Genomic DNA, 24897 nt, shown 5'->3' on the forward strand with positions numbered 1-24897 from the left:
GCTAGTCGTTCGGAAGCCTTTTTCTTTTGCTCTGCCTAGTCTCCTGTTTCCTGTTGGTATTCGAGGTAGAGCGCCTCAAGTCTCTGCCTCACGAAATCGCCAAAACCGGGTGCCGCCCTCTTGCTGAAGGCAAGAGTCGTCTCTGCATCGGTTTCGCGGATTCGCACCGCGCGCACACGATCGGGGGCAAGCCAGGTTTCCGTCCTTGTCCGCGCCTTGGCGGCGCTGAGTGACGCGAAGAGCTTCTCGAAGCGCTGATCGCTGTTCAACGCGTGGAACGCCGGCAGCCGCACGTCGGCAAGTGCCTTCGTCCCGTTGCCTTCGCGCTCGAGAAGGTCGGCGAGCTCCATCCAGCGCCTGCGTCCGAACGAGGGCGCTGCACCGATGGCCTCGATGATTTCAAGCGGCAAGCGGCGCACGACCGCAATCATCTTCGACAGCGCCGCCTTGTCGACGCCCAGCGCCGACATGATGGTGTCGCGCAGGAAGCCGCGATCCTCGAGCCGGGTGGCGAAAAGAGCACGCTCGATGAAGGACAGGTCGGTGCGGGCGTTATTTTCCTGGCCCTGGGATATGACGAGCTGTTCGTCGGTCAAATCGCGGATGACCGCCTTGACCCTGCTGCCGATCTCGCGAACCGCCGCAAGCCGCCGATGGCCGTAGGCGACCTGATAGCGGCCCGGTATCGTCGGATGCGGCCTGACGAGGATCGGCACCTGTTGTCCGTGGTCGCGGATCTGCTGAACCAGGGCGGCCTGTGTTTCTGGGTCCACGGCCAGCCGGTCGACGACGAAGGAGGCGTCGATCAGCGATGGGTTGAGTTCGACGATCGCCTGGCCTTCCGCGAGCCGGCGCTCAAGTTCCTGGGCCCGCTCGACTTTTTCGGTGATGTTCGACAGCGAGCGCGTGATGCCGCCGACGAGGCCGTTCGGGCGCTGTGGCGGCTGATGCCCCGCAATCGGCCGCTCGATCGCCGGCCGCTCCGCGCCGATGGGGGCGGCCGCGCTTTCGGAGATCCCGATCAGGTTCTTGCGCGCCATCGCTTACTTCCTCCCCCAGACTTTGCGGATCATCTCTTCGATCTCCGCATTGACGAGCGAAAGCGACTCCATCGCCCGGTCATAAGTGCCGCGGATGAACTGCGAGCGCTCCACCTCGTAGAGCGTCTGTTTTGTCACGCCGGCATCCGAGATGGCGGTCGATTTAACCATGGCGTTCAGAAGCATGCGATTGCCGAAGATCGCGCGCATGAAGCCGGTCATCTGGCTCTGCGGACCGTCGTTCGGCTCGAAACGTGTCACCAGGTAGCGCATCCAGTCGTAGCTCGTGCGCCCGCCGGCCTTTTCGACGACCGCCATGAGCTCGCTCGTCATCGACAGGAACTGCGACATCGACATGACGTCGAGCATCTGTGGATGCACGGTGATGAGCACGGAGGTGGCGGCGCAGAGCGCCGACATGGTGAGAAATCCGAGCTGCGGCGGGCAATCAATGACGACGATGTCGTAGAAGCTCTCGATCGTGGTCAGCACCTCGCCGATACGGGCGAAGAACAATGTTTCGGCCGAGCCGCCGATCATCGCCTTCGGCGTCTCGTGCTCGAACTCCATCAGCTCGAGATTGCCGGGGATCAGATGAAGATTGGTCGTGTAGGTCGAGCGCACGATATCGGCGACAGGACGCGGGTTCTCGTAGCGAATCGCACCGTAAAGGGTTTCCGCCTCGCCGACATCGAGCTCGGGCTGATGGCCGAAGAGGGCGGAGAGCGACGCTTGCGGATCGAGATCGATCGCCAGCACCCGATAGCCACGGAGCGCCAGATATTGGGAGAGGTGCGCCGCCGTCGTCGTCTTGCCCGAGCCGCCCTTGAAATTCATCACCGAGATGACCTGAAGCTTCTCGCCGGCTCTGCGATGGGGGAGGTACTTGCCGGCCTTGCTGCCCTCGTCGAGGACGCGGCGGATGCGCTCGATGTCCTCGACCGCATACATGCGGCGACCGTTTGACAGGGGCTGCGGCCCATGGCCTTCTGAGGCGATCTGGCGCAGATAGCCCTCACCGATTCCGATGAAGGCTGCGGCTTCCGCCGGGCTGAACAGGCGCATGGTTTTCTGCGCCGTCGGGGAGAAGATCTTCTTTTGGTGTTCCTGCAGTTGATGGGCGAGTTCCCGGGCGTCGGCAGCCAGCATGGAGGGCAGATGCTCCTGCTCATCGATACCGTGGATTCTCTGCTGCAACATTTCATTCTCCGGAAAACTGCGCAAAACTCGCCAATACCAACCTATCTGCGCAGTTACACTATGCGCCGATTCGTTGCCATTTTACAAACGCTTAACAAAAGGCCGGATTTATGCTGTCCGCCCGATGCAATCTTGTGAAGTCTCTTGTCCAGAAGTTGTCCGCGGACAACTTCTTTCGAGCGGTTGTCCGCGGACAACTGGCCTCCGATTCGCGGAACTTCGACGTTACTCCAATTGGAGAAATACGGACGCTGCGGCTGCAAGGGCTATCGCGCTCAACGTAAAAAGGTAAGGTGCAGCGAAGGTTTTGAACGAGGATCCGACCATTCCCAACGACCGCCCATCGAATGAAAAGCTCCGGCCCGAGTCCCGGGACCAGCCCCTTTCATTGCACCAGAAGATTCTCAGCGAGGTCGAGGGGCATATCCTGTCGGGGGACTGGCCTCCGGGCCACCGCATTCCCTTCGAGCACGAGCTGACGGAGCAATATGGCTGCTCGCGCATGACGGTGAACAAGGCGCTTTCCGAGCTCGTCAAGCGCGGTCTGATCGAGCGCCGGCGCAAATCCGGGAGTTACGTCACCTTTCCGCAGGTCCAATCGGCGGTGATGGAAATCCACGACGTCAAGCTCGAGGTCGAATCGCTCGGCCTCGATTACGCCTATCGGCGCGACGGACGAATCATACGCAAGATCGGTGCCGGAGACCGCGAACGCATCGATCTGCCGGCCTCGTCGAAACTGCTCGAAATCACCTGCCGGCATTTCGCCGGCGGGCGGCCATTTTGCCTGGAGGAGCGGCTGATCAGCCTTGCGGCCGTGCCGGAAGCCGAGGCCGAGCCGTTCGAGACGGTCGCTCCGGGCTCGTGGCTGCTCGGCAAGGTACCCTGGAGCACGGCCGAGCACCGCATCAGGGCGGTGGCGGCGGGCCGGCTGGCAGCCCAGTCGCTCGACGTCGCGGCCGGCAGCCCTTGCCTCGTCATCGAGCGGCGGACCTGGAGCGGCGGTGCTCCGGTCACGAGCGTGCGGCTGACCTATCCGGGCGACCGGCACGAGCTCGTGGCGGAATTTCAACCGAGTGCAGTCGGCTGATCGAGGGCGGCGGCCGCGCCCTCTCGAACGCAACGCCGCAGCGGCCCTCGCGCGCAGAAGGCCCCGGCAGGCGATTTCGCGCCCGCGATTGGGGCGCTTCGCAAGAAAAGTCAACATTCTCTGGCGCTTTTGCGCTCCGAGGGGCATCCTGTCACAGTGTCATCCAGGCAGAGGGAGGAACGCCGATGCGCTGTTTCACTGTACTCGGTCCTTCGCAGATCGGAAAATCCACGCTCGTGGAAAGATTGAGCTCGCTGGAGGGCGAGCCGAAAAAGTCAGTATCCCCTTATGGTTTAGCAATTACTGAATTCGAATTCGGCGGGGAGCCGTGGTGCGCGCTCGACGTGCCGGGCAACAGCGAGGCGATCCCGCTCGCACAGGATGCTTTGCTCGCAAGCGACGCCTGCGTGCTCCCGATTTCCCCCGTTCTCGAGGAGACCGTGCTGGCCGCGCCTTATCTGCGCGTGATCGAGGCTTCGGGGACGCCTTGCATTCTCTTCGTCAACCGCATGGACGAGCCGCGCGGGCGGCTGAGAGATATCGTCGCGGCGCTGCAGGATTATTGCAGCCGTCCGCTTGTTCTCCGGCAGATTCCCATCCGCGACGGCGACAAGATCATCGGCAGTTGCGATCTCATTTCGGAACGGGCCTGGCGCTATCGCGAAGGCCAGACGTCCGCCCTGTTCGAAATCCCCGAGAGCGCAGCCGAGCGCGAACACGAGGCGCGCGCCGAACTGCTTGAGCATCTTTCCGAGTTCGACGACTGGCTGCTTGAAGAGTTGATCGAGGATCGCGAGCCGGCAAGCGAAACGATCTACCAGATCTCGACGCGGGTGCTCTCAGAAAACAAGATCATTCCGGTGCTCCTGGGGGCGGCAAGCCACAGCAATGGCATCATGCGGCTGATGAAGGCACTTCGTCATGAGTCGCCGCGCGTCGAGGCGCTGCGAAGTCGGTTGGCCGCATCCGCCGGCATCGACGAGTCGACGCTCGCCGCCGTCGGCTTCCACGCCCATCACCGCCAAAGCGTCGGCAAGACCGTCATCGCTCGCGCTCTGCAGAACGGTGTAAAACAGGGAGCGACGCTGGGCGGTGCCGGCCTCGGCGCGTTGCAGGATCCAGCCAATGGCCGGGCCATGTCTTCGGGCATATCGGTTGCCGGACAGGTTTTCGCCGCCGTCAAATCGGACCATCTCGCCGTTCCTTCCCTGCTCACGGCCAATGCGGCGATCGCGCCGCCGGACTGGACGACCCCGCCGCCGCCGATGTTCGAGCGAATCCTGGTGCCGGAAAGCGAGCGCGACGAAAACAAGCTTTCCGAGACGCTGGCGAAGCTTGCCGAAACCGATCGCGGCCTGAAGGTGATGCAGGAGGAGGGGACCGGCGCTCAGATGGTTTGCGCCCAGGGGCCGGTGCATCTGCGCGATGTCTGCCGCATGCTTGCCGATGTCTTCCACGTCACGGTGACCGATCGCGCGCCGAGCCCGGTCTATCGCGAAACCATATCGAAATCCGCCGACGTTCACTACCGCCACCGCAAGCAGACAGGCGGCGCCGGCCAATTCGCCGACGTCAAGCTGAGCGTCCATCCGAACGGGCGAGGGGAGGGGTTCTCCTTCGCCGAAACCATCAAGGGCGGCGCCGTTCCGCGCAATTTCATACCGGCGGTCGAAGCCGGCGCGCGCGAGGCCATGGACAAGGGGCCGCTCGGCTTCAAGGCGATCGATATCGGCGTTGTCCTCACGGACGGCCAGCACCATTCGGTCGACAGTTCCGAACACGCTTTCCGGACGGCCGGAAAGCTCGGCGTGCGTCAGGCGCTTTCGCAAGCGGCCTCCGTTCTGTTGCAGCCGATCTTCCGGGTCGAGATCCACGTGCCCTCGATCCATTCCGGCGGTCTCGTGCCGATCGTCTCCACCCTCAAGGGGCAAATCCTCGGCTTCGACCGGGACGACGCGGCGAAGGGATGGGATATCTTTCGCGCCCTCGTTCCCGGCGGCGCCCTTGAAGATCTGGCGCGTTCGCTCAGATCGGCGACGCAGGGCATCGGCTATTTCTCGAAGAGCTTCGACCATTTCGAGGAGCTCTACGGCAAGGAGGCGCAGGCGATCATCACCGCGCACAGTGCCCAGGCGAACGAGCATTAGGCTTTTCATGATCTTGGACCGATAATGGTCCAAGATCATAAAACCCATATATTTCAATTATTTGACGTGAGTCTCGCCCGCGTCAGAGCTTGACGATCGTCTTGCGGGCCATCAGTCCCTGTGGTGCGAAGAGCAGGACCCCGATGACGAGCAGAATCGTGACGGCGTCACGATAGCTGAGCAGGCTCTCGGGCAGATAGGCCTGCAGGAAGACCTCGATGAAGCCAAGCAGGAAGCCGCCGGCAACGGCGCCGGAGAGACTGCCGAGGCCGCCGATGATCGCGGCGATGAAGGCCTTGAGGACGGGCAGGAAGCCCATCAGCGGATCGACGCTGCCGCGTTGCGCTACCCAGAGAATGCCGGCGACACCGGCAAGCAGGCCGGAGATCGCAAAGGCGGTTGCGACGACGGCATTGGCGCGGATGCCCATCAGCCGCACGATGGCGAAATCCTCCGCGGCCGCACGCATGGCGCGGCCGAGCACAGTCGCGCGCAGGAACTGGTTCAATCCGGTCAGCATGAGGACCGTCACGAGAATGGAAGTTGCCTGGATGATGCCGATATGTAGGCCGACGATCTCGATCGTTCCCGAGAGGCTCTCGGGCATCGGCACCGGTTTCGGCCGGGCGGAGATGAAGTTCTGGAACGCGACGCGCAGGATGGCGCTGACGGCGAAGCTCGTCAATAGCAGCGTGGTGCCGCTCGCGCCGCGCACCGGTCGGAAGGCAATCCGCTCCATCAGCATCGCAAGCGCGATCGCCACAACCAGTGCACAGGCGATGGCGAGCGGGAAGGGCAGGCCGGAAATGATGGCGAAACAGAGACCGTAACCGGCGGCGGTCATCAGCTCGCCATGGGCGAAATTGATCAGCCCCATGATCGAGAAGACGACGGCAAGTCCAAGCGCCAGAAGCGCATAAGTACCGCCGAGGCTGAGCGCGTTGACGAGCTGTTGCAGGAACATGTCCATCGATGTGACCTCTTGGTTTGCCTACAGCGCCGCGCGTCTTTTTAGACGCGCAAAGGTCGCTGTAACTCTTTGAATCTGCGCATCGAGCTTTCCGAGAATCGGTTCCGATCTTCGGCCGACGCGCCAATGTCTCAAGCGCCGAGATAGGCGCCCTGGATTTCGGATGAATTGCGAAGATCGGCCGCCGTGCCTGAGAGCACGATCCGGCCGTTGGCCATCACATAGCCGGCATCGGCGATCTCGAGTGAAAGCTGGACGTTCTGCTCGACCAGCAGGATGGTAAGTCCGCGCTGACGCAGACCGGCGATCAGATCGAAGATCAGATCCACGACCTGCGGCGCCAGACCAAGCGAGGGTTCGTCGAGCAGCAGGAGGTCGGGCGACGACATCAGCGAGCGCGCGATCGCCAGCATCTGCTGTTCGCCGCCGGAAAGCGAGCCGGCCCTCTGGTCGAGCCTTTCTTTCAGGATCGGGAAGCGCGCCAGCATGTCTTCCCTGACTTCCGCAACATTGCCGCGGCCCTTGTGCATGGCACCACCGAGGAGCAGGTGCTCGTCAACGGTCAGGCTCGGGAAAATGCGCCGGCCCTCCGGTGTCAGCGTCATGCCGAGCCGGACGATCTGTTCCGGGGCCATTGCTGAAATGTCCTGTCCGTCGAAGACGACCCGGCCGGCCTTCTTGCCGGCAAGGCCGACCAGCGCGTTCAGGGTCGAGCTCTTGCCTGCCCCGTTTGCGCCGAGCAGGGTCACGATCCGGCCCTTGGCGACCGAAAGATCGATGCCTTTCAGCGCTTCGACGGCTCCATAGGCAACCTTGAGCCCGCTGACCTCGAGCAAGGGCCGGGCGGTGGGAATTTGACTGTGCATCATAAGGGCAATCCTGCCATACCTGTTGGAAACCGGAATGCTCTCCGGCGGATTGCCGGAGAGCATCGGCGCTTCTCAAGGTGCGGGAATATCGGCTGGATCCGGAACGCTCTGGCTGATCAGTTGCCGATCGCCGCCTTGAATTTCGACGAGCGATACCGATCGCAGCGGCATGCCCTGCGTGCCGGCATAGCTGATCGGACCGGTCACGCCTTCAACATTCTCCAACGAGGCAATCGCGTCGCGAATGGCGACCGGATCGGTGCTTCCGGCGGCGGTGACGGCAGCGTCGATGACCTTGCCGAGATCATAGCCGTTGGCAATGTAGACCGTATCCGGCGCCTGACCGAACTTCTTCTGATATTTGTTGTTGAACTCGGCGAGCGGCGTACCTTCGACGGCAAAGCCGGCGGTGGTGAAGGCGACACCATCGACCAGGGTGCCGAGGCCGAAAGTCGTCGGCGAGTCGATGCCGTCGCTGCCGAGGATAGGTGTCGTGACGCCGGCGCCGCGCAATTGGCGGATGAAGGCGGGGAAGTCGGGCTCATAGGCCGAGGTCATGATGACGTCCGGCGCCGGGTTCATTGCCTTGATCTTGGTGACCTCGGCCCCGAAATCCTGCTGGCCCATGCTATAGGTGCCTTCGCCGACGACTTCACCGCCCTTGGCCTTGAACGCCTCAGCGAAGTATTCGGGCAATTTCAGCGTGTAGGCGCTGTCGGGCGATTTGAGTATGTAGGCCCTTCTGTAGCCCTTCTCGGCCGCGAAGCCGGCGAGCACGGCCGCCTGGACGTTATCGGCCGGATAGTTGCCGAACATGAAATCGCCGACGGCGAACGGCATGGTCGGCGTCGTGGCGCAGAAGGAGAAGGCCGGAATCTGGGCGGCCTGCGTCACCTGGCCGGCGGCGATCGAGGGATCGGCGTCGCAGGGCGTGATCATGATCTTGACGCCCTCGTCGACAAGTTCCTGGGCGATGAGCGCCGTTTGGGCGGCATCCGAGCGCGTGTCCATCGTGACCAGCTTGATCGGAAACGTGCCCGCCGCGCCGCCGGCGGCGTTGATCTCCTCGACGGCCATTTCGAAGCCCTTCAGCGACGGTTGGTCGTAGGGTGCAAGACCGCCGGTCTGGGCGGTCGCGATCCCGATCAGCAGGTCTTCCGCAAAGGCCGGCAGCGGCGACAGAATGACGCCGCCAAGCATGGTCGTGAGGCACAGGGTCTTGAAGTTCGATGTCATCCGAAAGCTCCCTCTTTTCTCGTTAGGTTGGATTGTGAAGACCGGCGGCACCGGGGTTGAGGCCGGCGGCCTCGAGTGGACCGGGTTGCGCCGGCTTCGGCGTGCGGCGGCGGCCGATATAGGCCTCGATCACGACGGGATCGGACTGGACTTCCGCCGGCGAGCCCATGGCGATCTGCTGGCCTTTGTTGAGCACGACGACCCTGTCGCAGAGCCGCATGATGAGCTTCAGGTCGTGCTCGACGACGAGCAGCCCCAGCCGATGTTTCGTGCGGATGCGGTCGAGCACACGCATCAGCTCCTGTGTTTCGGCCGGATTCATGCCTGCGGCGGGCTCGTCCAGCAGCAGATAGCGGGGCTTCAACGCCAGCGCGCGGGCGATTTCGAGCCGCCGCTGTGCGCCGTAGGAGAGCGTTCCGGCGAGCCGGTCGGCGAATTCATCGAGGCCGACTTCGGCAAGAACCTGGCGCGCGCGCTCCCGGGGATCGGTCTTGTCCTTGAGGGTGCTTGCCGCGACCGTGACGTTTTCAAGCACCGTCAGGTTTCTGAAAAGGCGGATGTTCTGGAAGGTGCGGGCGAGGCCCGCGGCGGGCACGGCGTAGACGGGCAGGGAGGCTATCTCCGTACCGTCGATCACGACGCGGCCGGTCGACGGCGGGACGACGCCCGAGACGCTGTTGATCAGCGTCGACTTGCCGGCTCCGTTCGGCCCGATGAGGCCGATGACGAGACCCGGCGTTATCTCGAAGTCCGCCTTTTCCAACGCCACGAGACCGGAAAAGCTCTTGCCGAGATTTTCAATACGGAGCGTGCCGGCCGTCGTCACCGGGGTGCCGGCACCATCGGACTCAAGACGCGGGGTTCTGGCTCCGAAGCCTTTGAGCCAGGGCAGGCGCTCGTCCAGCTCGCGCACGCCGAAGAGGCCGTCCTGCAGGCGGTACATGACGACGAGGATCGCGACGCCGATACCGATGTCGGTGAGGCCGAAGACGGTCGGCAGCGAGAAGACTCCGAAATCGGCGCCGCCCTCGAGTTTACGCAGCAGTTCGACGATCACCATGATGGCGGCGGTGCCGCCGACCGCGCCGGATACCGTGGTGATGCCGCCGAGAATCAGCATGGCAAGCAGCACGAAGGTGAGATTGAAATAGAAGTCCTTGGGCGAGAAGGCGCCGAGGAAATGCGCCAGCAGCGCACCCGCCGTGCCGGCAAGGGCGGCGCCGATCACCCAGGCTATGAAGCGATGCAGCCTGACATTGACGCCGACGGCGATGGAAGCGATCTCGTCTTCGCGCGAGGCCCGGAGTTTCAGGCCGGCGCTCGAGTCCCGATAGATGCGCGCGATGGCGATCGCCGCGATCGCGAAGGGGAGCGCCATCCAGAGATTGACGGCGCGCGGAATGCCGAAGAAGGTCTGGCTGCCGCGGGTGAAATCGGCCGACGCCACGAGCACGACATGCACGATCACCAGGAAGCCGAGCGTGGCGATCGAGGCGGAGGAGCCGCTAAGACGCGCCACGGGGATGCCGATCAACACGGCGACGGCAATGACCACCAGAAGCGCGACCGCAAGCGCCGGCAGGAAGGGCAGGCCGATGCCCGCCAACCATTCCGGCAGGTGCGGCAGTGCCGTCTTTTGGACGATCGGGTTGATCGTCAGAAGCCCTGACGCATAGGCGCCGATCGCCATGAAGCCGACATGGCCGAAGGAAACGATCCCAGAATTGCCGGCATAGATGCCGATGCCGAGCACGGCGATGACATTGATCATGAAGAGCGCCACGAGCCGCTCGCCGCCGCCCGGAAAGAACAGCGACGCGCCGATCGCCGCTACGAGCAGAGGTAGCGATGTCAAAAGGATACCGATGACGGTTTCTCGCCTGAAGCGCACCATCCTGCATTCTCCCCAGATTGTTTCGGCCCGTACTGTTCTTCTCAAGCCAGCTCTTCAAGGGCCGGTTCCCGATCGTCAGGTTATCGCAACTCGACCGAATGTCAATCTTGTTTCAAAAAACATTCTTCTCTTGCAATTCTGAAACAAAAGTTAGATTGTGAAGCCGCACCATTGTTGTTGGGAGGCAGAAATCGTGGCGATCCGGGATCGGTTGACGGACGGAGCAATCACCTTCACGCGGTCGGAGTTGAAGATCGTGCGGCAGCTCCTGTCGAATTATCCGGCGGCGGGGCTGAACACCGTCGCGCATCTTGCGTCGTCTGCCGGCGTCAGCAATCCGACCGTCGTGCGTTTCGCCAACAAGCTCGGCTTCGAGGGTTATCCCGAATTCCAGCAGGCGCTGCTCGACGAAGTGCAGGAGCGGATGAGTTCGCCGCTCACGATGCTGGACGAGCGTCGGCCCTCGCCGGAGCAGGAGAATTTCTATCAGCATTTCTTGCGCGCCAGCGTGCACGCGCTCGAAACCTCCATGCAGATGCTGCCGTCGGAGGACTTCGAAGCGGCGGTCGCGGCCGCGGCCGACCCGAGCGCCCGCATCCATTGTCTTGGCGGCCGCTTCAGCGGCTTTCTCGCCGGGCTGCTCTGGTCGCATATGAAGCAGTTGCGCGGCGATACCCGCTGGATCAACGGCAGCCGCGCGGACCAGGTCGACCACCTCGTCGATCTCGGCAAGCGCGACGTGCTCTTCGTCTATGATTATCGCCGTTACCAGAACGACACGATCCGGTTCGCGCGGCAGGCATCGGTGCAGGGCGCGCGTATCGTGCTCTTCACCGACCGCTGGCTATCCCCGATCGCCGATTTCGCCGATGTCACGTTGACGGTGCCGGTCGATACCGTTTCGCCCTACGACACGATGGTGCCGGCGGTCGCCCAGACCGAGGCGCTGGTCGCGGCGCTGACCGGGCGTCTCGCCGGCCAGTCGCGCGCCCGCATCGAAAAGATGGAAGAGCTCAGGCGCAGCCACGCCATCACCGAGGACGCCCTCAACCGCACGCCTCAGAAGAGCGATGGACTTCGGCTGGCGGGAAAGGAAACTGAAAGCATAGGAGAAATCGAATGAGTGCCGTCACGGCGAGGATCGGGGATGACATTTTGAGGCGCGACAGCAAGTACGAGCAGGGCCGCACGGCACTGCTCTTCGTCGACATGCAGCGCATCTGGTGCGAGCCCAATCTCGACCCGACACATCCGCAGGGCGCCGAAAGCTATTACCATCGCCGGCTCCGCGAGACCGTAGTCCCGAACCAGGTGCGCATTCTTGAGGCGGCCCGCGCAGCCGGCTGCAACGTTCTGCATACCATCATCGAGAGCCTGACGCTCGACGGGCGCGACCGTTCGCTCGACCACAAGCTCTCCAACATGCACGTCCCGAAGGGCGCGCCTGAGGGGGAAATCATTGCCGCGCTTCATCCGGTGGCGAACGAGATCGTGCTGCCGAAGACCTCCTCCGGAGTCTTCAATTCGACCAATATCGACTACGTGCTGCGCAACCTCGATACGCGCTACCTGATCATCGCCGGCGTCATCACCGACCAGTGCGTTGATATGGCGGTTCGCGATGCGGCCGATCGTGGCTATCTCGTCACGGTGGTCGAGGACGCCTGCGCGACCTATAGCCAGGAGCGCCACGACGCGGCACTTCGCGCCTATGCCGGCTATTGCTGGACGACCGACGCGCAAACCGTCGTCGACCGGCTTCTGGCCCTGCGCCGCGCCTAGATCACGATGATTTAGGTCGAATCGACCTAAAATCATAAAACGTGATCGATTCTAAAGACTTAGAGCGGGATACGGGCGGAAAACCGCGCACGCTTTTCCTCATCCCGCTCTAGCGCTTCGGCGCGAAGCCGGACCCGGTTGTCGGATCGCACGATGCATGGATTCAAAGATCTGCTGCGTCCTTTGCACGTCCCGAAGGACGCAGGGCGCTGCAAGACGGCCATCAATACAAGAGGAGAGGGGACCCCATGACCGAGACCGCGACAGGCAAGGCGCCATTCGCTCTCACGGAGCTCGCGACGTTCGTGACCACCGATATCGCCGGCATCACCCGCGGCCGCAGCTTCGCCGCCAGTGAGCTCGACGATTACATGAGGAAGGGCGTCGGCTGGGTGCCGGCCAATCTGGCGCTGACACCATTCGACGAGATCGCCGAGGCGAACCCCTGGGGCTCGGCCGGCGACCTTAGGCTCATGGCCGAGCCCGAGAGCCAGGTGCGCGTCACCTGTCTGCCGGATGGGACGCCGCTGCATTTCTACCATGCGGACATTACCGACCTTGGCGGAAATCCATGGGACTGCTGCGTCCGCAGCTTCCTGAAGCGGACGCTCGAAGAATTCGAGCGCGAGGCCGGGCTCAAAGTCGTTGCCGCAGTCGAGCAGGAGTTCCAGCTTCTCGGCGTGGACTGGCCGGAGGCGCCGTCCTTCAGCCTGCGCGCACAGCGCCGCACCGATCCGTTCGGGCCGCTTTTGATGACGGCGCTCGAGGAGGCCGGCGCGGAGCCGGAAATGTTCCTGCCGGAATATGGCAAGGACCAGTTCGAAATCACCTGTCGCGCGGCCGATGCGCTCAGCGCCGCCGACCGCGGCGCGACGATCCGGATCGTCGCCAGGGAGGTCGCGGCGCTCTTCGGCTGGCATGCGAGTTTCGCGCCGAAGACGAGTCCTGAGGGAGTCGGCAACGGCGTCCACCTGCATGTGAGTTTCACCGATCTCGATGGCAATCCGGCGACCTTCGATCCATCGCGGCCCGGGCGTCTATCGGCGGTCGCTGGCGCCTTCGCCGCCGGGGTCATTCGCCACCTGCCGGCGATCGCCGCCTTCACGGCGCCGTCTGTGCTTTCCTACCGGCGGCTTGTCCCGCATCACTGGAGCGCGGCCTATACGTGCCTCGGCGAGAAGAACCGCGAGGCGACGCTCAGGATCTGCCCGACGCTCGATCTCGCCGGCAGCAATCCAGCGCGTCAGTTCAACATGGAATTCCGGGCCGCGGATGCCTGCGCGAGCCCGCATCTGTCGCTCGCCGTCGTGCTCAAGGCGGGCCTCGAAGGCATCAGGGCCGGCCTCGATCAGCCGCCGCTGGTCAACTTGGATCCGTCCGAGCTTTCGGCGGAAGAACAGCAGAGGCTCGGCATCCGCCGTCTGCCGGAAAGCCTCGCGGAAGCGCTCGATACGCTGGCTGCGGACGAGGTCGTTACGGGCTGGTTCGCCAAGGAATTTCTCGATTGCTACGTCGCGATGAAGCGCAAAGAGATCGGGATCGTCGAGGACTTGTCCGCGGACGAACTCTGCAGCCGCTACGCGGCCGTCTATTGAGGATTGTTCGATGACTTCGCCAATGGCCATCAAAGATATCGATCGACCGCGCCACGATCCGAGCCAACCGCTGCTGGCGATCGACGAGCCGCCGCCCTATGCCGTCTTCAATCCGGACGGTGCCGCGCCGATCCTGCTCCTCTGCGAGCATGCCTCCAACCGCATTCCCCGCGCGCTCGGCGACATGGGCCTGTCGCTCCACGACCGCCAGCGACACATCGCCTGGGATATCGGCGCGCTGGCGCTGGCGCAGCATTTGAGCCTCAGCCTCGACGCTCCTCTCTTCTTCACCAACTATTCGCGGCTCGTCATCGACTGCAACCGGCCGCTCTCGGCGCCCTCCTTCATTCCCGAGGTCAGCGAGACGACGGAAATTCCGGCGAACCGCGATTTGAGCCAGGCGGAACGGCAGCAGCGGATAGACACGCTCTTCACGCCGTTTGCGGAGGCGGTTACGCGTCGGCTCGACCTCTTCGAAGCCAGGCGCGAGCGACCCTTTGTGGTCGGGGTCCACAGCTTCACGCCAGTCTATTTCGGTGGGCAGCGCCCCTGGAAGGCCGGCATCCTCTACGGCGAGGCCGTCGAATTTGCGCGGTCGCTGATCCGGGCCCTTGGCAGCGAAAGCGGACTGACGATCGGCGACAACGAGCCCTATACCATCCACCCGGACGAGGACTACACGGTTCCCGTCCATGCCGACGCGCGCAAGCTGCCGGGCGTGCTCCTCGAGGTGCGACACGACCTGATCGGCGACGCGGCCGGCGTCGCCGCCTGGGGGGAACGGCTGACGCGGCACCTGAAGGCCAGTGTCGGGGAGGCGGTTCGTCGGGGAGGCGGTTCTGGTCTCGAACCCCGAACGATCACCGGCGCAGGGCGAGAAGCAGCGCTAGAGTCAGACTAGCTCCGCTCCGCCCAGATCTTCGCCAGTTCGACGATCGTCTTCACCGCTTTCTCCATGTCCTGCCGGCTGATCCATTCGAGCGGCGAATGAAAGGCATGGCCGCCGGCGAAGAGGTTGGCCGACGGCAGGCCCATGAAGGAGAGGCGTGAACCGTCGGTGCCGCCGCGGATGCTGCCGCGCAACGGCACCATGCTGGCGCGACGGATCGCCTCCATGGCATTGTCGACGACCTCCGGATGGCGGTCGAGGATCAACTTCATGTTGCGATATTGCTCCTTCACCTCGAAGGCATAGGTGGAGCCGGGATAGTCCAGCATCACGCTTCTGGTCAGGTCCCGCAGCATCTCTTCCTTGGCGGCAAGGCCCTCCTCCTCGAAATCGCGGACGATGAAGCTCAACAGCGCCTTTTCCATCGAGCCGGTGAGGCCGGTCGGATGGACGAAGCCCTCGCGGCCTTCGGTCGTCTCCGGCGCCATGGTCGCCGGCAGCCGCGCCACGATCGCCGCGGCGATCTTGACGGCGTTTTCCATCTTGTCCTTGGCAAAGCCCGGATGGATCGCGACGCCGTGGACGGTGATGTCGACGCGGTCGGCCGAGAAGGTCTCGTCCTCGATGTGGCCGGCGGTCTCGCCGTCGACCGTGTAGGCGAAATCGGCGCCGAGCTTCTGAACGTCCACCTTGTCGACGCCGCGCCCGATCTCCTCGTCGGTGGTGAAGAGCAGCTTGATCGTGCCGTGCGGGATTTCGGGGTTGGAGACAAGAATCTCGGCCGCCGTCACGATTTCGGCGATGCCGGCCTTGTCGTCGGCGCCGAGCAGGGTCGTGCCGTCGGTCGTTATGATGTCGTTGCCGATCTGGTCGGCGAGTGCCGGATTGTCACGCACCCGGATCACCTGCTGTGGGTCGCCGGGAAGCGGAATGTCGCCGCCGGCATAGTGGCGGACGACCTGCGGCCTGACATTCGTGCCGGTGTAGTCGGGCGCCGTATCCATATGCGAGCAGAAGCAGATGGCCGGCACCGGCCTGTCGACATTGGACGGGATCGTTGCGTGGACATAGCCGTGCTCATCCATATGTGCGTCGGCTAGACCGATCGCCAGCAGCTCCTCGACCAGCAGGCGGCCCAGATTTTTCTGCTTTTCCGTGGAGGGCTGGGTCAGCGACAGGGGGTCGGATTGGGTGTCGATGACGACGTAGCGCAGGAAGCGCTCGGTAACGGTATCGATCATGGGCGGTTCCACTGCATTGTTGTTCTGGCGGCTATTGCCTGTGCCGTTGCCGAGGTAAATGGGAGAACGCCTCCGCCGCGGAGCATCGCCGTTCTCGCGCGCTTTTGCTGGCACTTCAATACCAAGCAGCGCGTGATCCACCAACGGTGACGGCGAAGACTGCCCGACCCGCAATGCGATGCTGGCTTCCAACGAGGCGAGCGGACCCTAATTCAAGGAGTTGCAGCGCTTTTATGCATCCCGCACGGCGCTGTGGAAGCGCAACCAGCAACCTTGAGGAGGATAAGGTGAGCGGACACGTTTACAAGAAGGTGGAACTGATCGGCAGTTCACCGGTCTCGATTGACAAGGCCATCGAAGCGGCGATCTCCCGAGCCTCACAGTCGATGCGAAACCTCGACTGGTTCGAAGTCGACCAGGTCCGGGGCCAGATCGTCAACGGCAAGGTGGCGCACTACCAAGTGGTGATGAAGGTCGGATTCCGCATCGAGGAATAGGCTATGGGTTTGGCGATCCGCGAGCAATCTGCTCGCGGATCGCATTAATGCAAAGTCAGCGCCAGGCACCCGACCAGTAGCGGTCCTTCAGATCGCCGAGGCGATCTTCGATATTGGCGATGATGTCCTCCATGCGCGAGGACCGCCGCGAAGGCCAGTAGGGGCGGGCGGTGGCCGCCAGGACCAGGGCGACGAGCCCGACAACCGCAAGCGCGGTCCAGGCGGGATGCTCGCGTGCCATGGCGCCGGCCCGGCGGCTCGCATCCACGGCGGTGTTGGCAACCGCCCTGCCGGACGTAAGGCCCATTTCGGTGAGCGTGTCCTTCAGGGCGTTGACCTGTTCGCGAAGCGAGCGGACTTGCTCCTCGACGCTCTGTTCCGGCACGCCGACCTTTCCGGTTTTTGTGTCGACGACGCCGCGCGGAACGGCGGAACCGAGCGATCTGTTCTGTGCCATTTGCTAATCCTCCATCTCTTGCATGTTCGGTTGGGCGACAGTCCGGGAGAGAAACGGCAGGTTGCCTCGGTGAGTTCCGTTGTCCGGCAATCCTCGCGCGGACCAGTGTTCAAAAAGCGCCGCGTCACGTCTCGCCGGGATTTGCGGCTAAGCGGTCATAGAGATGCGGGGCGAGGGCATTCTCCGTCTTCTGCTCGGACGCCATTGCCTCCAGATAGGCCGCGGGCCCGGAACGCTTCATGGCCGCGAAGCCGCGATATCTCTTCTGAACATCGCCAAGGTCGTCCGGATTGGCGATAGTGCGGCAGGCATCGCCCATCACGAGATCGGCGTGGCGCTCAAGCGTGGCGACGCGTTTCGGCTGGCGTTCACAACTGACGGCTGCCGTCAGCACATCGAGAATCCTGATCAGCACTGCGGTACTGCCCGACCCGCTTTGCCGGATCATGTGAAACATGACGTCGACAAGCCCGTCATACTCAACTGCCGGCATGACCAGGCCAGGCTTGCCCTCGTGGAGCACGACGCCGTTCGGCAGACGCAATGGCGCCAGATCGCACAGCGCTGCGCCGAGGCGGTCGATAACGCTGATCGCCGTGTGAGGGTCGTTCACGCCCGGCGAGAGGGCGCGAATCGCGACTTCGACAAGCTGCCTTATCGCGAATTCGATGTCGTCGGCACCGCTGCGGTCCCAGCCGAGCGCGGTGGCGTTGCGGATTGCCTGTTCGACACCATCGACCGGCGGTTTCACGAGTGCGATCGGTGCGCCGGGGAATACGCGATCACCCGGCCCGACGAGCAGGCGGATGACCGTGTGCCTGTCTGCGGCCCATTTCGCAAGGCTGGCGGCATCGAGTTGCTGGAGGTAGCCGCGCCGCTGATCGACGACGGGGACGGCATCGCGCCAGAATACCGGCGGTGGAGGTCGAGACTGCGGCCCATCGGCGGACAGGCCGTCGATCGCACGCCTGACATCCTTGCTCACCAGGTCGATCACCGTGTCGACGTTGATCCGCCCCGCCATGTGGCCGACGAAATACACCAGCATCGCGACGCAGACGAAAGCGAGGCTGATGCCGACCGTAAGGGCGAGATGCGGAACGAAGGCACCCTCGGCCTCGGTGCGGACCGTCCGCAGCACCATCAGCGCGTAGGAGAAGGTGCCGAGAAATGCCCCCAGGACCGTCTGGTTGCCGCGGTCTCTCGTGAAGTTGTGCAACAGCCGCGGGCCCATCTGCTGGGCCGCCAGTGAAAGTGCCGCGATGGTAATGGTAAAGACGGTGCCGGCAATGCCGATCGTCGTGGAGGCGACCGCACCCAGCAGCGTGCGGGCGCCTTCCGCCCCGCCATTGTAGAGCCAGGCGCTTTCCACCATCCAATCAGGAACGGCGCCGGCCTGGTCGAGACGGACCAGCATCAAAGCAAAAAGAACTCCCCCGGCGGTGAGGATCGCCGGGAGGATCCAAAAGCTCTCGTCGATCGCCGCGAGAGCCTGGTTGAGGCGTGCCTTCACAAGAACCTCCACGGAGCCTCGGACGACGGGCATGCGATGATCTCGCAAAGCTAACCCCCAAGACGGTCTGGTGGTTCCCCTGCGGGCCCTGCGGTCGGGTGCCGCCGGTGCCAAGCGCCGGCGGCCGCTCGCGCCTTGATGACGCAAGGCAGACCCGCTTCGTGGTCCCGTCGCTCACGGACGGGGCCGTTCCGCCACTGTCTTGTCCAGCGCCGTGGTCGGTCTCGCTTGCAAGTGGCCCGCGACGACCTCCTATGGCAAAGCGATGCCGGCGGGGGGCCGTCCACCCCAACGCGTTTGCGGAATCCGCTCAGTCATTGACGACTTCGACGACGGTGACGTCGAAGACGAGGTCCTGCCCCGCGAGCGGGTGATTGGCATCCAGCGTCACCTGGTTCTCGTCGATGCCGATAACGGTAACGGCCATCTGCTGGCCGTCCGGGCCGGTCCCCTGCAGTCTCGTTCCGACCGCGACGCCTTCGGGCACGACCGAACGCGGCATCGTCTGCACCTTGGCGTCGTCATGCGGGCCGTAGGCTTCTGCTGCCGGAACGGTGACGGTATTCGTTTCTCCGACTTCCATTCCGCTGATTTCGCGGTCGAGCCCGGGAATGATCTGACCCGCGCCGACTTTGAGTTCCAGCGGCTCCCGGCCTTGCGAAGAGTCGACCGCGGAGCCGTCCGCCAGCGTGGCGGTGTAGTCGGTCGCGGGCCCATGAGCCCTTTGCGCCGGGCGAGATGCCGATCCTGCCGGCATCCAGCGCATCGCCCGAAAATCGTAACCGATCTTCGGAAAGCTCGATGCGCAGATTCAAAGTGTGACAGCGACCTTTGCGCGTCTGAAAAGACGCGCGGCGCTGTAATGTCAGCGGGAATCTAGGGCGCCGACGACAGATTTAAACCGCTGGCGATAGGGAAGGTGACGCGATCCCGGTGATGTCAGGTTAAATCCGCCAGAGAACACTTTTGCGAGATACCTGAATCAGGCTGCTGCGCCGGTAACGGCCTTCCAATGCGCGATCGCCCTGAGGCGATGCAGATGGATGGCCATGGCTGAGTGTTTCGAGTAAGGCGGAACGAAGAGATTTCGGACTGCCGAGAAGACGGACAGGAAGCGTTGCAATCCGCCTGGCGACCGAAATCCTTGCATGGCCCGCTCTCGTTTTCGCAAAGGCAGATGCGAGTTCTCGGCGCGATTGTTCAGGCCCTTATGCGATCGATGCTCGACAGCCGACATGACCTGGCGTCGTGCCGCGCCATAGGAGCGAAGCTTGTCAGTGACGATGCGCTTCGGCAGGCATCCCTGCTTCTTCATCAACCTGATCAGGAGACGCTTGGCAGCCTTGGTGTTGCGCCGGCTCTGGACGATCTCGTCGAGAACGTAGCCGTCCTGATCGACCGCGCGCCACACCCAGTGCTTCCTCCCCCAATCGTCATGACCACTTCATCCAGATGCCACACATCGCTGGCCCTTGACGGTTTCCGCCGCAAACGGCCAGCATAATCCGGGCCGAACTTCTTCGCCCAGCACCGGACCGTTTCGTAAGAAACAACGATGCCGCGCTCCAGCAGCATCTCTTCCACCAGACGCAGGCTCAGCGGAAATCGAACGTACAGCCAGACCGCATGGGCAATGACAGCGGGCGGAAAACGATGACGCTTATAACTGACAGTGGCTCGGATCATGGCTACCGATTATCAGCCAAGGGCTTCAGCTACCGTTAACCTGACATCACCGCCTGGCCTGCACCTCCCAAGCGTCTGGAATACCGACCGGACGTGGATACGTGCGGTGACGAATCACAACATCGACACACCTGGTTGGGTAATGGCACACGGCTGACCTTTACCTCGGGACTGAAGAATGAGGGGTTCCTCACGGCGGGTACAAGCTCTCTTACGGAAAAGCGCTCGCGGTCATCCGCGTCATGCGGCTGCGCGGGGGCGAGAGCAGACCTCGAGCAACAATACTTGGGCAGAATGAGCGGCGTGCCGCTCCAGCCTGGTTTGCGGAAAGCATCCCTGTCATCCTCGGCCCGACAGTGCCCATCGCAAATGAGCGCTTCGCCAACGGGGGAGAGCCAGTGATCGCTGTCGACGCGGCGCAAGCCTTAATCCTGACCGCGCCTGGCTGTCCCACACGGATCGCCGAGGGAGGATTATTGAACTGCCGCGAAGCATCCGCAGGAATTCCCTCGGTCATGGATTGAGATCACTCTGCGGGCGTCTCTAGGGCTCGGGCTTTGCCAACCCGCCGAGATCGGGTTCTCCACAGCGAGCCAGGATCGCGCGGCGCACCACGTCGCGCAGCCGCAGAATGGACTCGAAATCCGCGCCTGACGGCGTGATAGGTTCGCCGACCTCGAGGCTCAAGGGCGTCCGCCTCGGGAACCATTGATCGCTGCGAAGCATCGATCGTGTTCCGCGGATGACGCCGGGGAAGATCGGCAGACCCGCTTCCGCTGCCACCCTGAACGCCCCGAGATAGAACCCTGAAACGCCGGATCTGCGGGTGAACGTACCCTCGGGAAAGAAGACCAACACGCGGCCCTGACGTGCTAGGCGCGTCAATGCCTCGGCATCCCGTAGGCTGCCGGAAACGTCGTAGCGTTCGACGAACGGAATGCCGAGGCGCCGCAGCAGCGTGCCTGCGGCGTATTGGTCCGCCAGCTCCCGCTTCGCGACAATCGCGGGTTCGCCTGGAAGGACGGCGGCGAGAACGAGCGCATCCGCATAACTCGAGTGATTGAAGACGAGCATCGCGCCACTCTTCGGAACGCGCTCCACGCCGTCCACGGAAACCTGCACGCCCATAGCTGCAAGCGCCGCGCGAGCAATCTTCCGAACGGCATGCCAACGCCAGGCGAGACTCGGGATGGCAAGCACGGCGCTCGATCCGATCACAAATGCGACGCCGAGAACGGTCCACCACCAGACCGCATACAGCGTCTCGCGCAAGAGCCGTGCAAGGCGTCTCGTCCGCGGGCCGACACCCAAGAGGATCAGGCGCAGCAATTGCAGTGCAACGCTGTGCCGAGCAGAGCCCATGCGCCCGCTCTCATAAAGCGCTTTCGCTGCGCTGCGCCGGATCTTGCCGCTCGATGTCTTGGGTACCGATCGCGGCGGCACCAGGACGACCTCGTCGGCCGGCGCGCCTGCAACATCTACGGTGACGGCGATCACGCGCGCCTGCAGCGACGCGCGTGAAACCGGGTCGCTCCCGACCGTCTCGGCAACGACGATCACGCGCTCCGTGCCCGACGTCCGGTCGGATGTGCCGAAGACGGCGACTCCGCCCTTGCGGACTCCCGGGACAGTCGCGACCACTTCCTCGATTTCATGCGGATAGAGGACCGGCCCGGATGATGATGTCCTTGATGCGACCGGTGACGAAGACATCACCGCCTGCCACATACGCGCGATCGCCACTGTCGAGCCAACCGTCATGGAAGAGCGCGCGGGTCTTCTCCTCGTTGCGGAAATAGCCGGCCGTCGTCGAGGGGCCGCGGAATTCGAGTCTTCCTTCCTGCCGTTCGCCGAGTTCATGGCCTGCTTCATCGACAATGCGGATCTCGTGGCCGGGCAACGGTTGACCGCAGGCCACGATGTCCAGCGCCGTGGTATCCTCTTGCCTGGCCACCTGTGCGACGCCGCCGGAGCTCAAGCGATCGCGGTCGACCCGATCGATAAGGGGCGCGCGCCCCAGCGGGGGAAACGCAAGACCGACCGAGCTCTCCGCAAGCCCATAGACCGGGGCCATCGCATGCGCGGGAAAGCCATAGGGAGCAAACCGCTCTATGAATCGGCGCAGAGTTGTCGCGCTCACCGGCTCCGCACCATTCGCAACCATGCGCAACGAACTCAGATCAAGGCCCTCAAGATCGGCATCGGCGATCTTGTTGAGGCAGATTTCGAAGCCGAAATTGGGAGAAGCGGAAAAAGTCGCCCGAAAGTTGTGGATCGCCCAGAGCCAGGTTGCCGGCCTTGCGAGGAAACTCAGGGGCGACATCGCGTAGAGCGGCGCGCCATAATAGAGACACCCCAACCACGCACCGATCAGGCCCATGTCGTGATAAAGCGGCAGCCAGCTCACGAAGATGTCTGTCGAACTCGCCTGCATGACGCCGCCGATCGCGCGAATGTTGGCAAGCAGATTGGTGTGGCTCAGGGTGACGCCTTTCGGGTCGCCGGTGCTACCGGATGTGTATTGTATAAGCGCGATGGCATATGGGTCGTCGGGTCGAGGAAGCTCCGTCCGTGACTTCGCGCCCTCCAGGTCCGCCACGCACGCGACCGCACTCAACGTGTCCAGGAGCACTTTCAGCAATCCGGCGAGCCGCCGCCCTTCCGGCATCGTTATCAGCAGGCGGGCACCGGCGTTCGCGAGAATGCCGGCCTGGCGGCGAATATGTTCCTCGAGCTGCGCAAGCCGCGTCGGGGGATAAACCGGGACCGGGATAGCGCGGGCGTAGAGGATGCCGAAGAAGGCGACGAAAAAATCCAAGCCCGTGGGAAGCATCAACGCGACACGATCACCCGGAACGATACCGCGGACAATCAGGCCGTCGGCGATCCGACGCGCTCTGTCGGCGAGCTCACGATAAGTGAGGGCGCCGAGGCTGGTCACCTCATCCTGCAATACGGTCAGATGAAGGCGTTCGGGGTGGCGCGTCACATGCCACTCCAGGGCTTCGACCAACGTGCGCGCCTCCGTCGCGGCCGGGACGGACGGCAGAGCCGCGACCGGCCGGACACCCGCGACCGGCCGCGCCCCCGCTGGCTGAGCCCGCTCCATTGCTCGAACAAGGTCAGAGACGGTTTCAGCCTCTGCAACCGCCTGAGCCGGCAGCCGGACATGGAACGCGCGCTCGATCCGCAATGCCAGTTCGGTCCGGCCGAGGCTGTCGATGCCAAGATCGCGTTCGATCCGGCTTGACGGGACGACGTCGATAAAGCGGGCTCGCTGGGGATGCAGCTCGCGCGAAAGGTCCGTCACGATCGCAATCACGTCGTGACCGCACACGCCCGGCCCTTCAACTGAAGTGGGCAAGCTCGGCGTCTCAGTTTCTTCTGACATGGCCACATACAATAGCGCTGTACCTCGAATCCGTATTGATGCGTCTCAATGTCGGACGTTGACTCGACCTTGCCGATCTCCACTGCCGCCAGGCCAAGCAGCCGGCGCAAAACTAGCGATCTCGACGGATGCGCACGACCATGGGCCACAGGGCCATCCGCTACGGCGTCGACCAGGCGCGGCGAGGATGGATCGAGCCCGAGGACGTGCTCAACGCACGCCCTTGGAGGGAACTCAAGGTGCTTTTCTCTCGCTGACGTCTCACCGCCGCGGCAAGTCTCTGAGGGGCGAAAGCAAATAGACGCTCAGAATACTCGGCGCGGCGCCGGCTTAGAAATCGAGCCTCCAATTGCTACTCGCAAAGGCCGAGTGGCTGAACTGCGGTCTGGCAGCGAAGCAAGTCATCACGCCGGCAAAACCTTGACCTCTGCCGCGGCGAGGCGGCGATAGAGCCGGCGGCGGCGCACGATCGGCCACCAGCCGTAAAGGAAGATTTCCAGCGCGCGCCAGTTGGCGACCCAGCCGAAGATGACCAGACTTTCGGCGACGACACGCGAATATGCGGCAGTTCCCGCGGCATCACTGACCAATTGACTGGCGACGAGGCTGAAGGCGAGAATCGGTATACCGACGAAAAGCGCTCGCCGACCCTCCCTGAGGAGTTCGCGCAATTCCCGGTGTGCCTGATTGGCGCGGCCCTCGAAATTGTATCGCACAGCCTGCTGCACGGCGATGTCAGGACGGGGGCAGATCTTTGGCCGCCAGCGACGCACAGCATATCAGTCTCACCGGCGACTACATCTGGACCCCAGCGGACAGCATCGAATCTCAGGCCACTGCGGCGCGAAACATCCATCCTCGCAGCGTGAAGTATGTTCTCAAGAGTCGGACAGATTCATCACTTTCGTGTCGTGATGCCTAACTGGGATGCTGGCTTGTCCTGGCCGCGCCTCGACGAGCGCATTGCCCGCTCGACGGTAGCGCAGGGATGGAATCGAACGCATGCATCTCGCCGACGCCTGCGCTTCGCTTTGAACCGACATCGACCTCGTTCATCTCGAAGATGTGGTGCTGCACGAGCCGGCCACGACATCCGCACCCTGATCCCATTGATCGGAATCAAAGCGTAGCACGCCTCACGGAGTAAAATTACCCAATAGCGCAATCCGGATGAGAATCAGCATCATGAAAAGAAACAAGGAAGCCGCCTTACGCCGTGGAGGGCGTTGTGATGATCTCTTCACGGCGGTTCTGTATGTCAGGTATCGATGTGGGTGACGAACTGCGCTCCAATGGGCATCGAGCTAGGCGCGCTGACTGTGATACCCGTAATCTATCTAGGGCTGATGTATCTGACCTTTGTCAGTCAGGAATGATTAAGGCCTGCCATGCTTTTTCGG

Annotated in this window: 21 protein-coding genes and 1 pseudogene; 8 read left to right on the forward strand and 14 right to left on the reverse strand. The window is 63.3% G+C overall.

The window, feature by feature from the left end; translation table 11 throughout:
• Positions 1 to 35 precede the first annotated feature (35 nt).
• Complete coding sequence (gene repB / locus AC4P1R_RS22850) at positions 36 to 1040, reverse strand: plasmid partitioning protein RepB (RefSeq protein ID WP_069457667.1); 1005 nt, start codon at positions 1038 to 1040, stop codon at positions 36 to 38.
• A 3-nt stretch (positions 1041 to 1043) separates the two neighbouring features.
• On the reverse strand, positions 1044 to 2240 hold the full coding sequence (gene repA, locus AC4P1R_RS22855; protein ID WP_069457666.1) for a plasmid partitioning protein RepA: 1197 nt from the start codon (positions 2238 to 2240) through the stop codon (positions 1044 to 1046).
• Positions 2241 to 2628: 388 nt separating this feature from the next.
• On the opposite strand from repA, the gene hutC reads away from it, so the two are divergent.
• A complete protein-coding gene (gene hutC, locus AC4P1R_RS22860) occupies positions 2629 to 3330 on the forward strand; it encodes a histidine utilization transcriptional repressor HutC (protein ID WP_106407788.1) in 702 nt (233 codons plus the stop codon).
• A 185-nt stretch (positions 3331 to 3515) separates the two neighbouring features.
• Positions 3516 to 5477, forward strand: a complete 1962-nt coding sequence (locus tag AC4P1R_RS22865) for an elongation factor G (RefSeq protein WP_492177937.1) — start codon at positions 3516 to 3518, stop codon at positions 5475 to 5477.
• A gap of 82 nt (positions 5478 to 5559) precedes the next feature.
• On the opposite strand, the gene AC4P1R_RS22870 is transcribed toward AC4P1R_RS22865, so the two are convergent.
• The 4 genes from AC4P1R_RS22870 to AC4P1R_RS22885 all read right to left on the reverse strand — a co-directional run bounded on the left by AC4P1R_RS22870 (position 5560) and on the right by AC4P1R_RS22885 (position 10446).
• Positions 5560 to 6447 carry a branched-chain amino acid ABC transporter permease gene (locus AC4P1R_RS22870; protein WP_492177938.1) on the reverse strand — a complete coding sequence of 296 codons (888 nt, stop codon included), beginning with the start codon at positions 6445 to 6447 and terminating at the stop codon, positions 5560 to 5562.
• Positions 6448 to 6578: 131 nt separating this feature from the next.
• Positions 6579 to 7316, reverse strand: coding sequence for an ABC transporter ATP-binding protein (locus AC4P1R_RS22875; protein ID WP_492177939.1), 738 nt, complete (start codon positions 7314 to 7316; stop codon positions 6579 to 6581).
• 72 nt (positions 7317 to 7388) lie between these two features.
• Positions 7389 to 8552 (reverse strand): ABC transporter substrate-binding protein, encoded by a 1164-nt coding sequence (locus tag AC4P1R_RS22880; RefSeq protein WP_492177940.1) that lies wholly within the window; start codon positions 8550 to 8552, stop codon positions 7389 to 7391.
• A 22-nt stretch (positions 8553 to 8574) separates the two neighbouring features.
• On the reverse strand, positions 8575 to 10446 hold the full coding sequence (locus AC4P1R_RS22885) for a branched-chain amino acid ABC transporter ATP-binding protein/permease (RefSeq protein WP_492177941.1): 1872 nt from the start codon (positions 10444 to 10446) through the stop codon (positions 8575 to 8577).
• A 193-nt stretch (positions 10447 to 10639) separates the two neighbouring features.
• On the opposite strand from AC4P1R_RS22885, the gene AC4P1R_RS22890 reads away from it, so the two are divergent.
• From AC4P1R_RS22890 to AC4P1R_RS22905, 4 genes are all read left to right on the forward strand, one after another.
• Complete coding sequence (locus tag AC4P1R_RS22890; RefSeq protein ID WP_492177942.1) at positions 10640 to 11569, forward strand: MurR/RpiR family transcriptional regulator; 930 nt, start codon at positions 10640 to 10642, stop codon at positions 11567 to 11569.
• On the forward strand, positions 11566 to 12228 hold the full coding sequence (locus AC4P1R_RS22895) for a cysteine hydrolase family protein (RefSeq protein WP_492177943.1): 663 nt from the start codon (positions 11566 to 11568) through the stop codon (positions 12226 to 12228). Before AC4P1R_RS22890 ends, AC4P1R_RS22895 begins: the two co-directional genes overlap by 4 nt.
• A gap of 248 nt (positions 12229 to 12476) precedes the next feature.
• On the forward strand, positions 12477 to 13823 hold the full coding sequence (locus AC4P1R_RS22900) for a glutamine synthetase family protein (protein ID WP_492177944.1): 1347 nt from the start codon (positions 12477 to 12479) through the stop codon (positions 13821 to 13823).
• Between the two features lie 10 nt (positions 13824 to 13833).
• On the forward strand, positions 13834 to 14724 hold the full coding sequence (locus AC4P1R_RS22905; protein ID WP_492177945.1) for an N-formylglutamate amidohydrolase: 891 nt from the start codon (positions 13834 to 13836) through the stop codon (positions 14722 to 14724).
• Here AC4P1R_RS22905 and pepT read toward each other — a convergent pair.
• Positions 14721 to 15953, reverse strand: coding sequence for a peptidase T (pepT, locus tag AC4P1R_RS22910; RefSeq protein WP_492177946.1), 1233 nt, complete (start codon positions 15951 to 15953; stop codon positions 14721 to 14723). The two genes, AC4P1R_RS22905 and pepT, sit on opposite strands and share 4 nt — an antisense overlap.
• Positions 15954 to 16240: 287 nt before the next feature.
• On the opposite strand from pepT, the gene AC4P1R_RS22915 reads away from it, so the two are divergent.
• Positions 16241 to 16450, forward strand: coding sequence for a dodecin (locus tag AC4P1R_RS22915; RefSeq protein WP_492177947.1), 210 nt, complete (start codon positions 16241 to 16243; stop codon positions 16448 to 16450).
• 55 nt (positions 16451 to 16505) lie between these two features.
• Here the strand turns inward: AC4P1R_RS22915 and AC4P1R_RS22920 are convergent, their stop codons facing one another.
• The 6 genes and pseudogenes from AC4P1R_RS22920 to AC4P1R_RS22945 all read right to left on the reverse strand — a co-directional run bounded on the left by AC4P1R_RS22920 (position 16506) and on the right by AC4P1R_RS22945 (position 23497).
• Positions 16506 to 16907, reverse strand: coding sequence for a hypothetical protein (locus AC4P1R_RS22920; RefSeq protein WP_273362128.1), 402 nt, complete (start codon positions 16905 to 16907; stop codon positions 16506 to 16508).
• A 124-nt stretch (positions 16908 to 17031) separates the two neighbouring features.
• A complete protein-coding gene (locus AC4P1R_RS22925) occupies positions 17032 to 18453 on the reverse strand; it encodes a DUF2254 domain-containing protein (RefSeq protein ID WP_492177948.1) in 1422 nt (473 codons plus the stop codon).
• 277 nt (positions 18454 to 18730) lie between these two features.
• Entirely contained in the window at positions 18731 to 19177 is a 447-nt protein-coding gene (locus tag AC4P1R_RS22930) for an FKBP-type peptidyl-prolyl cis-trans isomerase (RefSeq protein ID WP_492177949.1), read from the reverse strand.
• Positions 19178 to 19402: 225 nt separating this feature from the next.
• Positions 19403 to 20106 (reverse strand): annotated as a pseudogene (locus tag AC4P1R_RS22935) (IS6 family transposase).
• Positions 20107 to 20649: 543 nt separating this feature from the next.
• Positions 20650 to 21747 (reverse strand): lysophospholipid acyltransferase family protein, encoded by a 1098-nt coding sequence (locus AC4P1R_RS22940; RefSeq protein ID WP_492177950.1) that lies wholly within the window; start codon positions 21745 to 21747, stop codon positions 20650 to 20652.
• Between the two features lie 10 nt (positions 21748 to 21757).
• Positions 21758 to 23497, reverse strand: coding sequence for an AMP-binding protein (locus tag AC4P1R_RS22945; RefSeq protein ID WP_492177951.1), 1740 nt, complete (start codon positions 23495 to 23497; stop codon positions 21758 to 21760).
• 128 nt (positions 23498 to 23625) lie between these two features.
• Between AC4P1R_RS22945 and AC4P1R_RS22950 the strand changes: the two genes are divergently transcribed.
• On the forward strand, positions 23626 to 23754 hold the full coding sequence (locus tag AC4P1R_RS22950; RefSeq protein WP_492177952.1) for a hypothetical protein: 129 nt from the start codon (positions 23626 to 23628) through the stop codon (positions 23752 to 23754).
• A 147-nt stretch (positions 23755 to 23901) separates the two neighbouring features.
• Here the strand turns inward: AC4P1R_RS22950 and AC4P1R_RS22955 are convergent, their stop codons facing one another.
• Positions 23902 to 24225 carry a hypothetical protein gene (locus AC4P1R_RS22955; RefSeq protein ID WP_492177953.1) on the reverse strand — a complete coding sequence of 108 codons (324 nt, stop codon included), beginning with the start codon at positions 24223 to 24225 and terminating at the stop codon, positions 23902 to 23904.
• Positions 24226 to 24897: the final 672 nt, after the last annotated feature.

The organism is Sinorhizobium sp. Y406 (assembly GCF_058732025.1).